This window comes from Ruminococcoides intestinihominis, assembly GCF_040096285.1.
GTDB classification, from domain to species: domain Bacteria; phylum Bacillota; class Clostridia; order Oscillospirales; family Acutalibacteraceae; genus Ruminococcoides; species Ruminococcoides intestinihominis.
This window is the reverse complement of sequence record NZ_JBBMEY010000008.1, coordinates 44433-64375: the sequence shown is the minus strand read 5'-3', so window position 1 is coordinate 64375 and position 19943 is coordinate 44433. Positions and strand designations below refer to the sequence as shown.

Genomic DNA, 19943 nt, shown 5'->3' with positions numbered 1-19943 from the left:
ATTGTAAATTCATTTACAATTCCATATTAAATAAAACTTTCGAATAGCACTACAAACCCAAATTTATCTAATTAACCTTAACATAGGAAAAATAAAAACTATTTTACAAATGAAAAAGGTGAACATATCCAAGATACATTCACCTAAATTTAGAAGTAATTTTAAAAATATAAACTATTATAATTAAAAATATAAACTATGATACAGACTTTATACACTATGATACAGACTTTAGATTACGATACCGTCACAATGGTCAACTTCATGTTGGATGATTTGAGCAGTCCAACCTGTGAACTTTTCGGTATGTTCCTTAAAATTCATATCAAGGTATTTTGCTGTAATATTCTTATATCTTGTTGTAGGTCTTACACCTGACAATGAAAGGCAACCTTCTTCAGTTTCAAACTTACTGCTTTTTGCAGTAATAGTTGGATTAATCATTAACTTAGTGAAACCATTATCGTTGATGGCAATAATTCTTTTCTTAACACCAATCATATTAGCTGCCATACCAACACAAGTATTTCTGTTTGCCTCTAATGTATCCACTAAGTCCATAGCAGTTTTTATATCTGCAATTGTTGCATCAGTTGACTTTTGACCTAAGAAAATAACATCTCTTACAATTTTTCTAACCATAATTACAACTCCTTATAGTATGGACAAATATCCTCATAGTGACCGTCTTTCATCTTAAAGCCACCTTTGATTGTACCTAGCTGAATGAATCCTAGCTTTTCATATAAATGTCTGGCATTTGCATTTGTCTTTACAACTGCATTAAACTGCATAATCTTGAAACCAAGTTTTTTAGCCTGTACCAAACAATCTGTTACCAGCTTTTCGCCAATATGAAGGTTACGGCTATTCTTCCCTACACAATAACTTGCATTAGCAATGTGTCCACATCTGCCTATATTATTAGGATGAAGAATATACATTCCCATAACTTCATCGGTTTCTTTATTAACTGCCACACCACAATAGGACTGACTGTTGAAAAATTCTTTACCGGAATTATAATCCAAAGTTTCTTCCTGCGGAAATGCAATACCGTCCATTACTACATCATTCCAAATTTTCACCATACCATCAATATGGCTTTCATCAAACTTCTTTAATACAATCTCCATTTTTACTGAGAAACAGCAATACGCTTACTTCTCCATTTGCCACCTTTCCATCTAATAATCATCATTATGCCTCTGAACAATTCATCAGCTGCAAAAGCAATCCATAGTCCATAAATACCAAGACCAAGGACTACTGCAAATACATATGAACCTAATACACTAATAAACCACATTGAGAAAATTGCACAACCTGTAGGATAGAATACATCACCTGCACCTCTTAGACAAGCAATCAAAATAATGTTTGTTGTTCTGCCAAGTTCAAGAAAAATATTCATCATCAGTATATTAGAGCCTAGTGTAATAATTTCTTGATTATCGGTAAATACACCCATTAACACCTTACCAAGTAACATACCTATAATTGAAACTGCTATTGTAATAAACAAGCAATTTCTGTAGCCTCTAAAGCCTTGCTTATAGGCATCATCAAATTTCTTAGCACCTACCAAATGACCTATAATAATCTGTGATGCTTGACCTATTGATACTGCAAATATGTAGAAAAACATTGTAATATTCTGCACATATGTTTTAGTAATAAGGTCTGTATCAGTTAAACACTTTAGTACCATTGAAGTAATTACAAGCTGAGAAAGATTGTAAAGGAAACTTTCTAAAGCTGACGGTACACCGATTTTTACTATATTTTTTGTATCACCCTTAGGGAAAGGCTTTAGTAGTTTAAAGATACTAGGCTTTTCTATTTTCTTAAAAAGAACAATAGCAAGTACAATAGTACCAACAAATCTACTGAATGTTGTTGCAATAGCAACACCCATAACACCTAGTCTAGGCATACCAAACAAACCTAAAACAAACACAACATCAAGTACAGTATTGATAATATTCATACCAACAGTTACATACATAGAAATCTGAGTCATACCATGGTTTCTGATAATAACTGCCATAATATTCAGTAGTGCCTGTAGAAATAAAAATCCACCTACAATAGAAAGGTACTGTGAACCAAATTCCAAAATTTGACCTGTAGCACCAATAAAGCTAAGAATAGGTTTGTTAAAGAACATAAGAATTGCACTTATTATTATACCAAAAATTAAGCTAAATGTAATAGAAAGTGCTGCAATTCTTGATGCACCTTTCTTGTTACCTGCACCAAGTGATTGAGAAATCAAAACTGCACTTGCACCGGAAATAACTGTAAATACTATTGTTACAATAGAAACTGCTTGGTTAGCAGTATTTACAGCAGATGCTGCCAGATCATCATACTTACTAAGTACAAACACATCGATAAAGCCCAGCAACATAAACAATGCTGTTTCTATAAATATAGGCCAGGCTAAGCTAAATAATTTTAATTCTTTTTTATTTTCCATACAAAAATCCCTCACATACAAATTTAAATCATTATATCATAGCATAATATATTTTTCTATACAAATAATCAAATAATTTCAAATTTCTGCAAAATATTTCAGCTTATATTTATTGTATTGGAAATTTGTACAACACCTATGCCCTACTATTATGCAAAACAGAAATTCTAATAAAATATTGCATAAAATAAAAAGAAAGTATTGACATCTTAAAAAACTAAGAATATAATATAACCATCATATGAACAGATATTCATATTTTCATATGTTCATATAATCAATTAAGAAGGTGAATATAATGGAAACTACTTCTACACATAGTGAGCATAAAGTCCTTATGGAACAGGCAGTAAAGAACTTACCACCGGAAGAGAAGGTTATGCCACTGGCTGACTTCTTCAAAGTTTTTGGAGATAGCACAAGGTTAAAGATTATTGGCATATTAAGACACACTTCCCTATCGGTATGTTGTATTGCTGATTGTTTAGGAATGGAACAAAGTGCAATTAGCCACCAGCTAAAGGTACTTAGAAATAATCATATTGTTAAAGTTGAGAAAAAGGGTAAACAAAGTTTTTACAGTCTTGACGACTTACATGTTGAACTTTTATATCAAATGGGACTTGAACATATTATGGAGGATGACTAATGGATAAATTCAAAGCACCTGAAGTTCACTGCACTTGTGGACATTGTCATGATGAAAAGGAAGAAAAGCACCATCATCACCACCATGATGATTGTTGTTGTGAACACGAACATCACCACGACGGATTACACGCAGATATACATTGTGGTTGTGGACATTGCCACGATGATGAAGATGAGCATGAAGAAAAAGAAGAAAGCAAAGGCCTTGAACTTGGCTTATTAATCGGTTCTGCTGTACTGACTTTAGTGGCATTTATTCTACATTTAACAATTGACATAAACCCTATTGCACTTGGCATTATGTGTGGCATAGCAACACTTGCTTGTGGTTATGAAACATTTATTGAGGGTATTAAGTCATTATTCAAGCTAAAGCTTGACGAAACAACCTTACTTGCAATTGCAGTAGTTGCTGCTTTCTGTTTAGGTGAATTTACTGAGGCAGCATTTGTTACATTACTGTTCCAGCTAGGTGAATTTCTTGAGGACTTTGCAGTTAAGAAAAGTCAAAAGAGTATTGAGTCATTGGCAGAAATCAGACCCGATACTGCTATCCTTGTTACACCTGAGGGTGAAAAGGAAGTACCGGCCGAAAAAGTTCCTGTTGGTAGCACAATTCTAGTTAAGCCTTATGAGAGAATTCCTCTTGACGGTGTAATTTGTGAAGGTTCTTCAGCTATTGATACATCAACAATTACCGGTGAGAGTATTCCTCTTGATGGTGTTGTTGGTACTGATGTTATGAGTAGTATGCAAAACGGTGAAAGTGTAATCAAAATTACAACTACTAAAACTGCTGATAACTCTGCTGCATCTCGTATTCTTAAGATGGTACAAGACAGTCAGCAAAACAAAGGTGACTCCGAAAAGTTCATCACTAGATTTGCCAGAGTATATACACCTATTGTAGTTGTTATCGCTATTCTTGTTGCAGTTATTCCAACTATATTTGGTGGTACATTCTCAGTATGGCTATACAGAGCTTTGGTTTGCTTAGTTGCCTCTTGCCCATGTGCTATTGTTATTTCAGTACCACTTGCATTCTTTGCCGGTATTGGTGGTGCAAGTAAAAGAGGTATTATGATTAAGGGTGGCAAATACATTGAATCAGTTGCAAAGGCAGACTGCTTTGTGTTTGATAAAACAGGAACACTAACTAACGGTAAAATCAAGGTTACTAAGGTAACAAGCTATGGCGAAATATCTGAAAATGATATTCTAAAATTCTCTGCTACTGCTGAAGAATACAGTGCTCACCCTATTGCACAAGCTATTAAGCAAAAGGCTAAGTTAGAAAATGTTGAAACATTAAAAGCTGACGATTATCAAGAAAAAGCCGGTAATGGTGTTACTGCTATTATTGACGGCAAAAACTACACAGTAGGTCATATTGGACTACTAAGTGAAGAAGATAAAAAGAAAGTTACTGATGACACATCAGTATTCTTACTAATTGACGGCAAGTTAGTTGGTGGTATTACAGTTAATGATACAATCAGAACTGAAACACCTAAGGTACTAAAGAGCCTAAAAGAACTTGGTGCAAAGGACCTTGTAATGCTAACAGGTGACAACAAAAAGAAAGCTGAAAGTGTTGCAAAGTTAACAGGTATCACAAAGCTATTTAGCAACCTACTTCCAAACGAAAAAGTTAAGCATATGGAAGAATTAAAGAAAAGTCACAAGGCTACAGTATTTGTTGGTGACGGTATCAATGATGCACCGGTAATTGCACTTGCTGATTGTGGTGTTGCAATGGGACTTGGCAGTGATGCAGCTATTGAAGCAAGTGATGCAGTTCTTTCTGACGGTACACTAAAGTCACTACCTACAATGGTGAAAACATCACGAAGAATTATGAATACAATAAGAGCAGTTATTACTTTTGCACTTGTTGTTAAGGCACTTGTTATTGTACTTGCTATCTTTGGTATTGCACCAATGTGGCTGGGTGTACTAAGTGATACAGGTTTATCAATGATTTGTATTCTATATGCAATGCGACTACTAAAGCCAAAAGATTAATATAATTACAAGAATAATTCTATATTAGAATTAATTTCATATTACCCCCTAAGGAGCAGTTCATACTGCTCCTTATTGTTTGTGTAAAATATACAAATTATAGTTTCAATTTTCTATCTAATATTTGGTAATTGGATTTCACGTCTATAAAATCTATGATATAATTACATTAAAGAGTAAGTTTTAAGCAATTATATATATAACAATAAATTTTCTAAAAATTTTTCGAAATTATGTAACCTTTTGTTAAGTTGAAAAGTGTTATATATAGAAGAGGTAATTAGACTGTCAAGGTTCGGGATTTATTGACAGTATTAATCAGAAAGGTTTAAAAGGTAGTCCGATGGCTAGATAATTATTGTGGAATGTTACATTTGATTATAAAGGAGGATTAACTATGAAAAAATTATTATCTATTTTATTATCCGTAATTATGGCAATGTCTGTTATCATTATTCCTACTTCTGTTTCTGCTAAAAAGGCTAAAACAGTTCCTAATACTTATGTTGCAGACTGGTGTGATAATCCTAGTATTAAAGGAATATATGTTCCAAATAAGGGTACTGTATATACATATTCTGATTCATCTCAGACTGTATTACGCTTAACTAAAATTAATGGAAAAACTATAATTCTTGACAAATGTAAAAGAAATGATGAGGGTAACGATAGAAATATTTATGGTTACTATGTAAGAGGCAGTAAAGTTTATTATTGCTTTATGAAAGAAAGAAAAAAAGATACACTATATCAATTTAAAACAGTTGACCTAAATGGTAAAAATAAAAAAACTGTTTGTTCTGTATCATCAGTAGCAGATTATTTTGATATTATCGGTGGATATGGCTCCGGTATTGTTTTTTATGAAAAAAAATACGACAAAAAGAAAAACAAAGTTCTTAACACTATTAAAATGTTTAGATACAAAAAGGTAAATACACTTATCAAATTCTACACACCTATTTCTTTCTCAAGTATAAATATTTTTGGTGGTAAGATTTTCTACAATAATAAAGCTTATGATTTAGCAAAAGGTAAATCAACAAGTTATGTTGCTAAAGAAATCTATGTTACAAAAAATTATATGTATTACATTAACAAGAACAATAACCTTAAGAGTTTAGACAAAAATGGTGTAAGAAGAATTGTTGCAAAGAAAGTTAGATATTATTATTGCTCTGACAACAACAAAACTGTCATTTACAGTAAACTAAACCGAGATAAAAAAGAAGTTTTTTATCAAAAAACAGGTACAAACAAAGAAATCAGACTTTGTTCTGAAAATGATATTAAAAATCTTGTAGGAAAATCTGATAAGAATATGTTTGTAGTAGGCACAGCTATATTACACAAAAACAAAGTTTATTTCACAACGAGCGAAGGAAAAGCTGATAAAACATACGGAGTTCTAGTTCTTCCTGATTATAATGTTAAATATAGTCATATTGTTACTGTGGGCATAAAAGGTGGAACTCCTAAGATTTATTATAAAGCACCTTATTCATACGAAATTAATACATATATTTTCAATAATACTTTCAAATATAATCTATACGATCCATTTGATACAGATATTATTGACGATTAAATGAATAGTATTATAGCAAAATGGTCTGTAGAAATACAGACCATTTACTTTTACTTAATTATACATTCTAAGAAAAAATACTTATAAAAAATTACAAAATTATGTAACCTTTTGCTAAGTTAAATAGTGTTATATATAGAAAGGTAATTAGACTGTCAATGTTCGTGATTTATTGACAGTATTTATTTTGAAAGGTTTAAAAGGTAGTCCGATGGCTGGATAATTATTGTGGAATGTTACATTTGATTATAAAGGAGGTTTAACTATGAAAAAATTATTATCTATTTTATTATCCGTAATTATGGCAATATCTGTTATGATTATTCCTACTTCTGTTTCTGCTAAAAAGGCTAAAACAGTTCCTAATACTTATGTTGCAACATATGATGATATATTAAATTTCAGCAAAGGTACAATAACTACTGATTTTTGGGGACCATTTGCTTATTACAAGAATAGTGGAAATAAATATATTACTCTTGATAAGTATGATACCCCATATGGATATGAAGGTATTTTTGGATATTATGTTAGAGGAGATAAGGTATATTACTGTATAAAGAAAGAAATTTTTAATGACTATCTATATCAAATCAAAACAGTTGACCTTAACGGAAAAAACAAAAAGGTTCTTTATAAAGTAAAGGAAAGCAAAATCAGTAATGTTCTATTATTAGGTGGCTATGGTTCCGGTGCTATTTTCTATGAAAAAACATACAACAAAAAAGTTAATAAATTTTGCTACACTGTTAAATTATTCAGAAACAATAAGCTTACTACACTTTTTAAAGTGTATAGCGATAATCTAACAAACATTAATGTATTTAATGGTAAAATTTATTATCAAAACAAAGCCTATAACCTTGCTAATGGTAAAAAGACAACATTTACTGCAAAAGAGATTTATGTTACAAAGAACTATATGTACTATATAAACAAGAACAACAATCTTAAGAGCCTTGACAAAAAGGATGTAAGAAGAATTGTTACAAAGAATGTTTATAAGTACTATAACTCTAATAATGGTAGTAGTGTTATTTATAGTAAGCTAAATAGCAAAAAAGAAGAATTATTTTATAAGCGTACAGGTACTGACAAAGAATATAAACTTTGTGCTATAAGTGATATATATAAAGTAACCAACACATCCTATACAGGAAAGAAACACTATTGGATTAATGATGCTTTATTCTATAATAACAAGGTATATATTAATATCTCTCTTGATGGTTCATACTACATTGTTAATGTAAAAACCAGAGGTAGCAAACCATCTGTATTCTTTAAGACTACAAATAAAGATTATTATATTGACATGTATATGTTTGGTAACAAATTAGTATATCATGAGTGCGACCCTAATAGTTATATTATTGATAATTAGTTAATAATTTATTAGAGAAGTATTGTTATATTCTAAATCAATAATTAACTGCATTCTACTTAACAGTAGGATGCAGTTTTTACTTTTCACATTGTAAATCAAGGTGAAATAAAGTAAACCACCTTGAAAATAATGCTGAAAAAACATATAATGGATAAGGTGGTGATTGAAAATGTACTACACAATATTAGATGGAAAAGTTATAAGAATCGAGCATAAAGAAGAAAGTTTGATTACAGTTTCAAAACTTAAAGAAGGTGTGAATCCATTTGTTGCACATAGCGAACAGTTATCTGACGACTATATGGCATCAAGAACATACAGTAGGTTTGAAAGCTATGATGGCTTTGACCTTATATGCATTAACCACATTCACATTGAAAATTTGCAAGATGAAATCAATCCCGTATATATAATTATTACTAACGGTCACCTTGACTTTTATTCAACTGACTACAACTATGTTATTTCTGTTATGGATGAAATGAAGTCCTTTCCTAACGGTTTCAATATTAATACAGTACTGTTTCACTTTATGATGAGAATTATTCGTGGTGACTTAATTCACCTTGAGGATATTGGTGCAGAACTTAGACAGTTTGAGTCTGAAATTTTTGACAATAATATTGATGAGCATATGGCAAAGAAAATGCTTATTATCAAAAAGCACCTTATGAAAATTGAAATGTACTATGAATTACTGCTTAACCTAGTAGCTGACCTTTCAGAAAACAGAAATGGTTTTTATAGCAAATCAACATTAAAAAAGTTTTCACTAATTGACAGTAAGCTGGACAGACTATATTCTAAGACAAATAACCTGCTTAGTTACGCATCAGAAGTTTGGAGTACATATCAATCTCAGGTTGACCTTGAACTTAACAAAACTATGAAAATTCTAACAATCATCACTGTTATTGTTTCACCTTTGACTTTAATTGCCGGTTGGTACGGTATGAACTTGCAAATGCCTGAATTTCACTACCAATACAGTTACCCTATTGTAATTGCACTATGCATTGTTATTGTGGTGGGCAGTATAATTTTCTTTAAAAAGAAAAAGTGGTTCTGATTTTACACATAATTTAATAAGCTATATATGAAAAAGCCTCTAACTAAAAAAGTTAGAGGCCTTTTCTATAAGAGGTAGGAACAAAAGAAATATAAAATTATCTTTTTTAACATTTATTCATTTTAATTCTTTGGAGGAATATAATTAGATTAGGGATAAATAAAGTTCCTTAATTTCTTCAACAGAAGTTTCTCTTGGATTACCCGGACGACAAGCATCATCATAAGCACTTTGTGCTAAGAAGTCAACATCCTCAGGCTTTACAATATCCTTTAGATTTTCAGGGATACCAACATCTTGAGAAAGCTGTTTTACTGCATCAACTGCTGCCTTTCTTGCTTCATCAAGTGACATATCGTCAACACCTGTAACACCCATTGCTTTTGCAATATTTCTATACTTTTCACCTGTAGCAGGTGCGTTATATTCCATAACTGTTGGTAGAATAATAGCATTAGCTACACCATGAGGTGTATCATAAACTGCACCTAGTGGGTGAGCCATTGAGTGTACAATACCAAGACCAACATTTGAGAAACCCATACCGGCAATGTACTGACCAAGAGCCATACCTTCTCTGCCCTCAGGTGTATTTTCTACTGCACCACGAAGGTTCTTGGAGATAATTTCAATTGCCTTTAGGTGGAACATATCACTAAGTTCCCAAGCACCGGCAGTAATATAACCTTCAATTGCATGAGTTAGAGCATCCATACCGGTAGCAGCAGTTAGTCCCTTAGGCATTGAGCTCATCATATCAGGGTCAACAACTGCAACAACAGGAATGTCGTGTACATCAACACAAACCATCTTTCTGTTCTTCTCAGTATCTGTAATAACATAGTTAATAGTTACTTCGGCAGCAGTACCGGCAGTTGTAGGAACTGCAATAATAGGAACACACTTGTTCTTTGTTGGGGCTACACCCTCTAGAGAAACAACATCGGCAAATTCAGGGTTCTTGATAATAATACCGATAGCCTTTGCAGTATCCATTGATGAACCACCACCAATAGCGATAATACAATCAGCACCTGAAGCCTTGAAAGTTTCAACACCTGTCTTTACATTTTCAACAGTTGGGTTAGCCTTAATCTTGGAATAAATTTCATAATCAATAGAATTTGCATCCAAAACATCTGTAACTTTCTTAGTTACATTAAACTTAATAAGGTCAGGGTCAGAACAAACAAAGCACTTCTTAAAGCCTCTGCCCTTTACTTCTGTAGCAATCTCTTGAATTGCACCCTTACCGTGATAACTTGTTTCATTTAAGACAAATCTATTTGCCATATTAAACACTCCTTATAAAAAATATATCGTATCAAAATATTTATTGTCTATATTGTACACCTTTATTTTGCATTTGTCACTAGTTTTTTACAAATTTTTTCATTTTCAACCTGAAAATTATGTGAAAAGCACATATAAGCACCTTGTAACTAACAATGTAAAATGATAAAATAATAATAGAAACTAAGGAGGTATTTATAATGGAAACATTACAAGCTATAAAATCAAGAAGAAGTATCAGAAAGTTTAAGTCAGATATGATTCCAAAGGATGTTTTGGATAAAATTATTGAAGCCGGAACATATGCACCTACCGGCAGAGGTGCTCAGTCCCCTATTATTATTGCAGTTACTAACAAGGAAGTTAGAGATAAGCTATCCAAAATGAATAGCATTATTATGGGTAAGGATGAAAACTTTGACCCATTCTACAATGCACCTGTATGCTTAATTGTACTTGCTAACAAGGAAAAACCTACTTATATCTATGATGGTACTTTGGTTATGGAGAACCTTATGTTAGCTGCACATGACTTAGGTATTGGTTCATGTTGGATTCACAGAGCAAAGGAAGAATTTGAAAGTGAAGAAGGCAAAGAACTGTTAAAGTCACTTGGCATTAGTGGTGACTATGAGGGTATCGGTCATTGTGTATTAGGTTATGCAGATTGTGAAGAACCTACACCGGCTAAAAGAAAAGATGAGTATGTTTATTATATAGACTAATTTTCATTCAAGGAGAATAGTATGCAAGTTTTAATGATTAATGGCAGTCCCAGAGTTAACGGCAACACATCTATTGCACTTAACGAAATGGAAACTGTTTTTAAGAAAAACCATATTGAAGTTAACACAGTACAAATCGGCAATATGGATATTAGAGGTTGTACTGCTTGTGGTTATTGTTACGAAAAAGGCAAATGTATCTTTGATGATGAAGTAAACAAAATTGCACCTATGTTTGAAAAGGCAGACGGTCTTGTTATTGCAAGTCCTGTTTATTATGCATCAGCTAATGCAACACTAATTGCATTTTTAGACAGACTATTCTATAGCACTCACTTTGATAAAAGTATGAAGGTAGGTGCTAGTGTTGTATGTGCTAGACGAGGTGGTTGTTCAGCTACATTTGATGAACTGAACAAGTACTTTACAATTTCAAATATGCCTGTTGCACCAAGTCAATACTGGAACAGTATTCATGGCAGAGAAAAAGGTCAAGCAGACCTTGACCATGAGGGTAAACAGACTATGAGGGTTCTTGCTCAGAATATGACATTTCTTATGAAAAGCATTGAACTTGGCAAAAAGGAATTTGGACTTCCAAAGTATGAAGAAAGAATTTATACACACTTTATCTAATAGTTTAAAATTTATAAAGTAAAAGGGTGGACAAATTGTCCACCCTATTTCTTTGCAATATTTTTACTTACCGATTGCATCCTTATATTCACTCTTTGTTAGTTCTTCACTACCATATAGAGTGAATGGATAATCAGTATCACCGTTATTTCTTACAACACCGGCATGATTGTATCTTAGTTTCTTTGCAGTATTGTCATAATAAGTATAGTAAACATTTAGTGCATTACCGTCATCTGTGATAATCTTTTCAATCTTATAACTATGGTTATAAGCATCACTTGATGCCGGATTATCAGTATAGAACTTATTATCCTTTAGCTTGTAAGCACCATCATATTTACTACTGCTTACATCTTTACCAAATACACTCTTTACTGCTGTAACAACATCATCTTTCTTAATATAGAAACCGTTGCTGTCTTTCTTAAAGTCACCCACAAGGCTCTTTGCGTTTTCATCATTTGCTGAGTTAGTAGCTGAATTGATACACATATCAATTAAGTCACTTGCTGATGCTGATACAAAGTTAGGTGTATGGTGGCTATCAGTTGGAAGTAGTAAGCTAATCATCTTTACTGTTTCAGCATTAGTTAGCTTTGCCTTATCAGGGTCAACTGTTGTTGGTACAGTTGAAGATGGTGCAGTTGTTGATGTGTTAACTGTAGTACTCTGAGTAGTTGTTTCAGGCTTAATAATTGGGTCATCGCTATAATTGTAATCATAGAACAAGTAACCTGCTACTGTTAAAGCAATAACAACAATAAATACTACAACACCGATACCGATTTTGAAACCAAGGCTTTTGCCTTCCCTTTCAAAGTCATCATCATCAATATCCATAGCATGAGATGGTACATCATAATTGCTTTCAACATCAAGATTATCACTATCAGTACTAGCACCAAGTTCATAAGTATCAAGTGGTACATCAAGAGTAAGTGTTGATTCCTTAATTTCTTCTGTAGGAATAACCTTAGTTGCCTCTACATTTTCAGATTTATTTTCTTCAGTAGAATTATCTTCCTTATCGGATAATTCTTCTACCTTTACATCTTCAATGTTTTCTTTAGTATCTGTATCTTCTTTATTTCCTTCTTCGGTAGGTTCATCATCAACATCTACAGGTGCTAAAGAACTAATGTCCTTTACATTAATAGGTGCTACTGCTTCATCGGATTTTTCCTTTGGTTCTTCCTTAGGTTCATCCTTTGGTTCTTCTTTCTTAGAGTTAACAACCGGTACATTATCTTCTTCTGTAGCAGTGCTATTTTCTAATATAGAATTAAGAAGTGACTTATCATCAAATTCACCCTTAATGTTGTTGAAACTTTCAAATAAAAGTAGTAAGTAAGAAATAGGTGCAAGACCATAAGTATTTGTACCCTTTTTCTGTAATGCTTCTACTTGCTTTTCAACTGCCATTTTACCTGTGTTAAGTCTATCCTTAACTGTGTTTTCTGAACAGCCTGTACCATGAGAAATTTCCTTAATACTTAGCTTGTTATAGTAGAAAATAACAATTGTCATTCTCTGTTCAACAGATAAAGCACCTAGGATTTTGTCAATATATTCCTTAGCCTTTTTCTCACCTACAAGTTTGTTAGGCAATTCCTTTAGCATTTCAGGAATAAACTCAACTTCTTCATCTTCACCGTCTGACACAGGGAAAGAATCTACAACAGTATCCTTTAGCTGGTTGATTGTACGGTAAATTGCAATCTTGTCAATCCAAGAAGAAAATCTATCGGGATGGCTAAGTCCAGATAGGTTGCTAAAGCCTAGAACATAGCTGTCTTTCATTACTTCATTAATGCTATCCTTAGGACAACCTGCAAACTTAACTGTCTTGTACATATCCTTATATGTTAGTTTATAAAGGAATGATAAAGACTCCTTGTTGCCATCAATGGCACTATTAACTATATCGGTAGTAACCTTGTTGTTAGTGCCACACACTTTACAAAACATTTCACTACCGTTTATTTTCTTACCACATTTAACGCAGTTCATAAAATATCCTCCTGCTTAAAAACTTTTCTCTATTCTCTATAATATCTAAACTATTTAATAACTATATCATTAACCTTTGGCATCATACCAAGTCTTGCCTACTGCTGAGTCAGCAACAAGTGGCACAGAAAGTGACACTGCCTTTTCCATTTCTTCTTGAAGAATCATTGCAACTCTCATTGACTCATGACTTGGACACTCAACAATAAGTTCATCGTGTACTTGCAGTACAAGTCTTGCCTCAAGGTTTTCTTCCGTTAAACGCTTATCAACCTTAATCATTGCAATTTTGATAATATCTGCTGCTGTACCTTGGATTGGAGCATTTCTTGCTACTCTTTCGCCAAAAGCTCTTGTCATTCCGTTACTTGCAGAAAGTTCAGGCAAATATCTTCTTCTGCCAAATACAGTTTCAACATAACCTGTATCTTTTGCCTTTTCTACAACATCGTGCATATACTTATCAATACCACTGTAATGCTTTAGGTAGGACTCAATATAATTCTTAGCCTCTTTATTGGTTACACCAATATCCTTAGCCAAAGAATAAGCACCGATACCGTAAACAATACCGAAGTTAACTGCCTTTGCCCTACTTCTCATTTCACCGGTAACAAAGTCAAGTGGCATATTGAAAACCTGACTTGCAGTAATTGCGTGAATATCTTGATTATTCTTAAAAGCATCAATCATATTCTTGTCACCGGAAATATCGGCTAATACTCTAAGTTCAATTTGGCTATAGTCGGCATCAACAAGTACCCAACCTTCTCTTGCAGTAAAGAACTTTCTCATTTCTCTACCAAGTTCGGTTCTTACAGGAATGTTCTGTAGGTTAGGTTCTGTTGAGCTAATTCTACCGGTTCTGGTTTCGGTCTGATTAAATGATGAGTGAATTCTACCGTCATCACCGATAACCTTTAACAATCCCTCACAATAAGTAGAATTTAGCTTACTTAATGTTCTGTACTGTAGCACCATACTGACTACAGGATGCTGATTCTTTAGACTTTCCAATACATCAGCACTTGTAGAGTAACCTGACTTAGTCTTTTTCTTACAAGGCAAAGCTAAATCTTCAAATAATGCTACACCAAGTTGCTTAGGAGAATTAATATTAAATTCTCTCCCTACAGAATTATATATCTCTGACTTAAGATTTTCAATATTTTCTTTCAACATTTTGCCAAAATCTTCAATTCCTTGCTTGTCAACTGCAAAACCTAGGTTCTCCATTCTGGCTAGTACATTTGAAAGTGGAATTTCAATTTCATTAAGCAACTTTTTTTGATTACACTGTTCTATTTTCTTTTCAAGAATATTACACAAATCAATCATTGGTGCAATATTACATAGGAATTCATCTTCACCATCATAAGTTTCAACTTCATATTCACCGTTTAACTTATCAATATCATATGAACTTGAATTAGGATTCAACAAATATGATGCTAAAGTAATATCAAAAACAAGGTTCTTGATTTCAAAACCGGTTTTATCAGCATAAGCAAATAATTCTTTTGAAGAATAAACATACTTTTTGTTTTCACTTTTTAGTACAGTATCAACATCAGTAGTTTTGATGATTTCATTTTCTTCTATTATATATAGATAGTCAATATCACCTTTACTTTTGCTATTACTATAAATATACAATTCTTTGCCTAATAAATCAATGGTATTTTTTTCATTTAAAGAATATTTTTTCTTTTCTTTAGGAGTTTCCTCTGCTGACTCAACTTCTTTTAGCTTAAACTTATCTATTAAGGAAAAAAGTTCTAGTTTTGCCATCATTCTTGATGCCTCATCCGGCTGAGTACAATTTACAAGATAATGATTAATATCAGTATCAATAGGAATATCAAGCTTGATTTCACCTAACATTCGTGACATATAGGCACTGTCTTTGTTTTCACGAAGTTTCTTCCTCATACCATCTTTAATATCAATAGTATCTAGGTTTTCATATATATAGTCAAGGTTATTAAATCTTTGGATTAAGTCACCTGCACCCTTAGGTCCAATACCGGGAACACCGGGAATACAGTCTGATGAATCACCTTGAATAGCTTTAATCTCAATAAGCTGTCTTGGTGTTACACCATAGTCCTCCATAATCTTCTTTTCATCATAAAGTATAGCATTAGCCTTGCCACCTTTAGTGGATGCAAGTCTTACTGTTACCTTATCATTAATAAGTTGAAGTGAATCTCTATCCCCTGTAGCAAGTACACATTCATCACCATTAACCTTACAAGTATGAGAAAGTGTACCCAGAATATCATCAGCCTCATAACCCTCCTTAGTTATAATAGTATAGCCAAGTAAAGTTAATAAGTCCTTTAAAGGTTGCAACTGCTGATGTAGTTCTTCAGGCATACCTTTTCTGTTAGATTTGTACCCATCATATGCTTTGTGTCTAAAGGTTGGTGCTTTTAAGTCAAAAGCAATAGCCACAGCATCAGGGGTAACATCTTCCTGTATTTTAAGTAGCATTGTTAAAAAGCCATATATTGCATTAGTAAACTGACCATCTTTTGTAGTCAATAATCTTATTCCATAGAAAGCTCTGTTTAGAATTGAATTTCCGTCAACAACTAAAAGTTTCATATATACTTCCTTTCAAAAGTTCTAACTTACATTATAATATAGAAACACAAATGTTTCAAGAATGATTAAAGTTTTTGTGAAACTATATATTGTGGTGTATGTTATATATTGCCACAAAGGTAAGATGTTTATTTCCTAATAAGAATATTATACTTTAACTATTGAACATTTTACAACGCCTATACTATATATTGTGTGTTTACAATTTTGTAACACAATCTATTGTAAATCCCATAAATTCTAGGATTTATAAAATTACATAAAATTTATTCGTTAAATTGGTAATAATAACGGTTGACTTAACACAATATATGGCATATACTAATAAAGCACGAAAAAAACAAACATTTTATTTATTTTTAATTTACATAAGGTAATTTGATGATTTTGTTTTACAATATATGATATTTTACATGGGAGGAACGAAATGATTACTGAAATCACCAAGAGAGATGGTAGAAAAGAACCATTTGAAATTGAAAAAATAACTAATGCGATTTTTAAGGCAGCACAGGCAATTGGTGGCTCAAACTATGAAGAAGCTGAGGATTTAGCCAACAAGGTATGCGACTATATTGAAAATGTTGAGAAAATTCCTGCACCAACAGTTGAACATGTACAGGATACTGTTGAAAAGATGATGATTGAAAACGGTCATGCAAGAACAGCTAAGGAGTTCATTCTTTACAGAGCTGAAAGAACAAGACATAGAGAAATGAACACAAAGCTAATGAAGATTTATGAGGACCTAACTTTTAAATCAGCTAAAGATAATGATGTTAAGAGAGAAAATGCTAACATTGACGGTGATACTGCAATGGGCACTATGCTTAAGTATGGTAGTGAAGGTGCTAAGCAGTTCTACAAAATGTACATTCTTAACCCTAAACATGCTAAGGCTCACGAAGATGGTGACATTCATATTCATGACCTTGACTTCTTAACACTAACAACTACTTGTTGTCAGATTGACCTTGTAAAGCTATTTAAGGGTGGTTTCTCTACAGGTCACGGTTATCTAAGAGAACCTAATGATATTGCTTCTTACTCAGCACTTGCTTGTATTGCTATTCAGAGCAACCAAAACGACCAGCACGGTGGTCAGTCAGTACCTAACTTTGATTACGGTATGGCTCCGGGTGTTAAGAAAACTTATGTTAAGCTATATCGTCAGAACCTAGCAAGAGCTATTGAACTTTTGGCAGAAGTTGATGACATTGACGAAACAGTTGCTACTGCAAGTGAAATTATTGAAAAGGCAAAAGAAATCAGTGGTGACCAACCTTCTCTACAGGCAGGTGAAGAATATGCTAAGGCTGAACTTCCAATTCTTGTAGAAATGTATGGTGAACAAATTGGTGGTAAAATTCAGAGATTTGCTAAGAAGCATGCTGAAAAGGAAATTGACCGTTCAACATATCAGGCAATGGAAGCACTTATCCACAACCTAAACACAATGCATTCAAGAGCAGGTGCTCAGATTCCATTCTCATCACTAAACTATGGTACTGACACAACTCCTGAAGGCAGACTTGTTATTAAGAACATCCTTCTTGCTGAAGATGCAGGTCTTGGTAACAACGAAACTCCTATCTTCCCTATCCACATTTTCAAGGTTAAGGAAGGTGTTAACTATAATCCGGGTGACCCTAACTATGATTTATTCAAGTTAGCTATGAAGGTTTCTGCTAAGCGTCTATTCCCTAACTTTAGCTTTATTGATGCTCCATTTAACCTACCTTACTATAAGCCTGGTCATCCTGAAACAGAAATTGCATATATGGGTTGCCGTACAAGAGTTATGAGCAATGTTTACGACCCAACAAGAGAAATTACATACGGCAGAGGTAACCTATCATTTACTTCTATCAACCTACCTAGACTTGCAATTCTTGCTAACAAGAACATTGACTTCTTCTTTGAACAGCTAGACAGAATGGTTGACCTTGTTACTGACCAGCTACTGGAAAGATTTGAAATTCAGTGTCAGAAAAAGGTTCTTAACTACCCATTCCTAATGGGACAAGGTATTTGGCTAGACTCAGACAAGCTAAACCCTAATGATGAAGTTAGAGAAGTTCTAAAGCATGGTACACTAACTTGTGGTTTCATTGGTCTTGCTGAATGTCTAAAGGCTCTTACAGGTAAGCACCACGGTGAAAGTGAAGAAAGCCAAAGACTTGGTCTTGAAATTGTTGGTTACATTCGTAAGAAGATGAACGAAGCTACTGAAAAGTATCACCTAAACTTCTCAGTTATTGCTACTCCTGCAGAAGGTCTATCAGGTAGATTTGTTCGTATTGATAAAGAAAAGTTCGGTATTATCCCGGGTGTTACAGACAGAGATTACTACACTAACTCTTTCCATGTACCTGTTTACTACAATATTTCAGCATTTGATAAGATTAGAATTGAAGCTCCTTATCACAACCTAACTAACGGTGGTCACATCAGTTATATTGAACTTGACGGTGACCCAACAGAAAACCTAGATGCCTTTGAATCAGTTATCAGATATATGAAGGAACAAGGCATTGGCTACGGTTCTATTAACCACCCTGTTGACAGAGACCCTGTATGTGGTCACACAGGTATTATCGGTGATGTTTGTCCTAAGTGTGGCAGAAAAGAAGGAGAATCAGGTAAGGGCTTTGAAAGAATCAGAAGAATTACCGGTTATCTTGTAGGTACTGTTGACCGTTTCAACAATGCTAAGAGAGCTGAAGTTGAAGACAGAGTAAAGCACACACTAACAACTGATTGTGGTTGTCTTGACTGTGAGGAGGCTATTTAATGGCTGACAATATAGTCAGACTTGCCGGTGTAATTAAGGAATCTATCGTTGATGGTCCCGGAATTAGAATGACAGTTTTCACACAAGGTTGCCCTCACCACTGTGAGGGTTGCCATAATCCTGAAACTTGGGACTTTGAGGGTGGTTTTGATTGTGAAATCGAGAAGTTAATCAATACTGCTAAGAAAGACCCACTACTTCAAGGACTCACCTTTTCCGGTGGTGAACCATTTGCACAAGCTAAGCCACTTGCAAAACTAGCTAAAATGTGTCACGAAAACGGATATAATGTTTTCTGTTACACAGGTTATACATTCGAAAAGCTGGTTTCTTCCTTTGACACTCATCCTGAATGGAAAGAACTTTTGGAGGAAGTTGACTATCTTGTTGATGGTCCCTTTATTCTTGCTGAAAGAAGTTTAATGCTACACTTTAGAGGTAGCAAAAATCAACGACTGCTTGATGTTAAAAAAAGTTTAGCTGAGGACAAAGCTATTGATGCAGAAAATGTATAATTTTTAATAAGTGATTAAGAGTCACTCCCTATGTAAAACAAATTTAATTAAAATAACCGACCTAAGTTAGAATCAGTCTAGTTAGGTCGGTATTTTTATGCCATAAATTTGTAAAAAAGAAAGACAGTATAAACTGCCTTTCTATAATAATTATT

15 protein-coding genes are annotated in these 19943 nt (G+C 33.4%); 9 read left to right on the top strand and 6 right to left on the bottom strand.

Annotated elements, in window-relative coordinates:
- Window positions 1-231 precede the first annotated feature (231 nt).
- From WMO18_RS03650 to WMO18_RS03640, 3 genes are read right to left on the bottom strand one after another with little or no spacing between them, the layout of a single operon-like run.
- Window positions 232-642: a peptide deformylase gene (locus tag WMO18_RS03650; RefSeq protein ID WP_211148398.1), complete on the bottom strand. Its 411-nt coding sequence runs from the start codon at window positions 640-642 to the stop codon at window positions 232-234.
- A gap of 2 nt (window positions 643-644) precedes the next feature.
- Entirely contained in the window at window positions 645-1136 is a 492-nt protein-coding gene (locus tag WMO18_RS03645) for a GNAT family N-acetyltransferase (protein WP_211148399.1), read from the bottom strand.
- Window positions 1137-1138: 2 nt separating this feature from the next.
- Window positions 1139-2482: an MATE family efflux transporter gene (locus tag WMO18_RS03640; RefSeq protein ID WP_211148400.1), complete on the bottom strand. Its 1344-nt coding sequence runs from the start codon at window positions 2480-2482 to the stop codon at window positions 1139-1141.
- 298 nt (window positions 2483-2780) lie between these two features.
- Here WMO18_RS03640 and WMO18_RS03635 point away from each other — a divergent pair, with 298 nt between their 5' ends.
- From WMO18_RS03635 to WMO18_RS03615, 5 genes are all read left to right on the top strand, one after another.
- Window positions 2781-3131: an ArsR/SmtB family transcription factor gene (locus WMO18_RS03635; protein ID WP_211148401.1), complete on the top strand. Its 351-nt coding sequence runs from the start codon at window positions 2781-2783 to the stop codon at window positions 3129-3131.
- The gene (locus tag WMO18_RS03630) at window positions 3131-5158 is read left to right on the top strand and encodes a heavy metal translocating P-type ATPase (RefSeq protein WP_367286365.1); all 2028 of its coding nucleotides are present in this window, start codon (window positions 3131-3133) and stop codon (window positions 5156-5158) included. The genes WMO18_RS03635 and WMO18_RS03630 overlap by 1 nt, the downstream gene beginning before the upstream one ends.
- A 397-nt stretch (window positions 5159-5555) precedes the next feature.
- Complete coding sequence (locus WMO18_RS03625) at window positions 5556-6746, top strand: hypothetical protein (protein WP_367286364.1); 1191 nt, start codon at window positions 5556-5558, stop codon at window positions 6744-6746.
- Between the two features lie 265 nt (window positions 6747-7011).
- Entirely contained in the window at window positions 7012-8130 is a 1119-nt protein-coding gene (locus WMO18_RS03620; protein WP_367286363.1) for a hypothetical protein, read from the top strand.
- A 172-nt stretch (window positions 8131-8302) separates the two neighbouring features.
- Window positions 8303-9202: a CorA family divalent cation transporter gene (locus WMO18_RS03615; RefSeq protein ID WP_211147908.1), complete on the top strand. Its 900-nt coding sequence runs from the start codon at window positions 8303-8305 to the stop codon at window positions 9200-9202.
- A gap of 144 nt (window positions 9203-9346) precedes the next feature.
- Here WMO18_RS03615 and fucO read toward each other — a convergent pair whose 3' ends face one another.
- Entirely contained in the window at window positions 9347-10495 is a 1149-nt protein-coding gene (gene fucO, locus WMO18_RS03610; RefSeq protein WP_211147907.1) for a lactaldehyde reductase, read from the bottom strand.
- A 200-nt stretch (window positions 10496-10695) separates the two neighbouring features.
- Here fucO and WMO18_RS03605 point away from each other — a divergent pair, with 200 nt between their 5' ends.
- Together WMO18_RS03605 and WMO18_RS03600 are read left to right on the top strand one after the other, a co-directional pair.
- Window positions 10696-11220 (top strand): nitroreductase, encoded by a 525-nt coding sequence (locus WMO18_RS03605; protein WP_211147906.1) that lies wholly within the window; start codon window positions 10696-10698, stop codon window positions 11218-11220.
- 21 nt (window positions 11221-11241) lie between these two features.
- On the top strand, window positions 11242-11856 hold the full coding sequence (locus tag WMO18_RS03600) for a flavodoxin family protein (protein ID WP_211147905.1): 615 nt from the start codon (window positions 11242-11244) through the stop codon (window positions 11854-11856).
- Window positions 11857-11919: 63 nt separating this feature from the next.
- Here the strand turns inward: WMO18_RS03600 and WMO18_RS03595 are convergent, their stop codons facing one another.
- Window positions 11920-13869: a sigma factor-like helix-turn-helix DNA-binding protein gene (locus WMO18_RS03595; protein WP_211147904.1), complete on the bottom strand. Its 1950-nt coding sequence runs from the start codon at window positions 13867-13869 to the stop codon at window positions 11920-11922.
- Window positions 13870-13938: 69 nt separating this feature from the next.
- Complete coding sequence (gene polA, locus WMO18_RS03590; protein ID WP_211147903.1) at window positions 13939-16479, bottom strand: DNA polymerase I; 2541 nt, start codon at window positions 16477-16479, stop codon at window positions 13939-13941.
- A gap of 427 nt (window positions 16480-16906) precedes the next feature.
- Between polA and WMO18_RS03585 the strand changes: the two genes are divergently transcribed.
- Together WMO18_RS03585 and nrdG are read left to right on the top strand one after the other, a co-directional pair.
- Window positions 16907-19273, top strand: a complete 2367-nt coding sequence (locus WMO18_RS03585; protein WP_211147902.1) for an anaerobic ribonucleoside triphosphate reductase — start codon at window positions 16907-16909, stop codon at window positions 19271-19273.
- Window positions 19273-19788 (top strand): anaerobic ribonucleoside-triphosphate reductase activating protein, encoded by a 516-nt coding sequence (gene nrdG, locus WMO18_RS03580; RefSeq protein ID WP_211147901.1) that lies wholly within the window; start codon window positions 19273-19275, stop codon window positions 19786-19788. The genes WMO18_RS03585 and nrdG overlap by 1 nt, the downstream gene beginning before the upstream one ends.
- The last annotated feature ends 155 nt before the right edge of the window (window positions 19789-19943 follow it).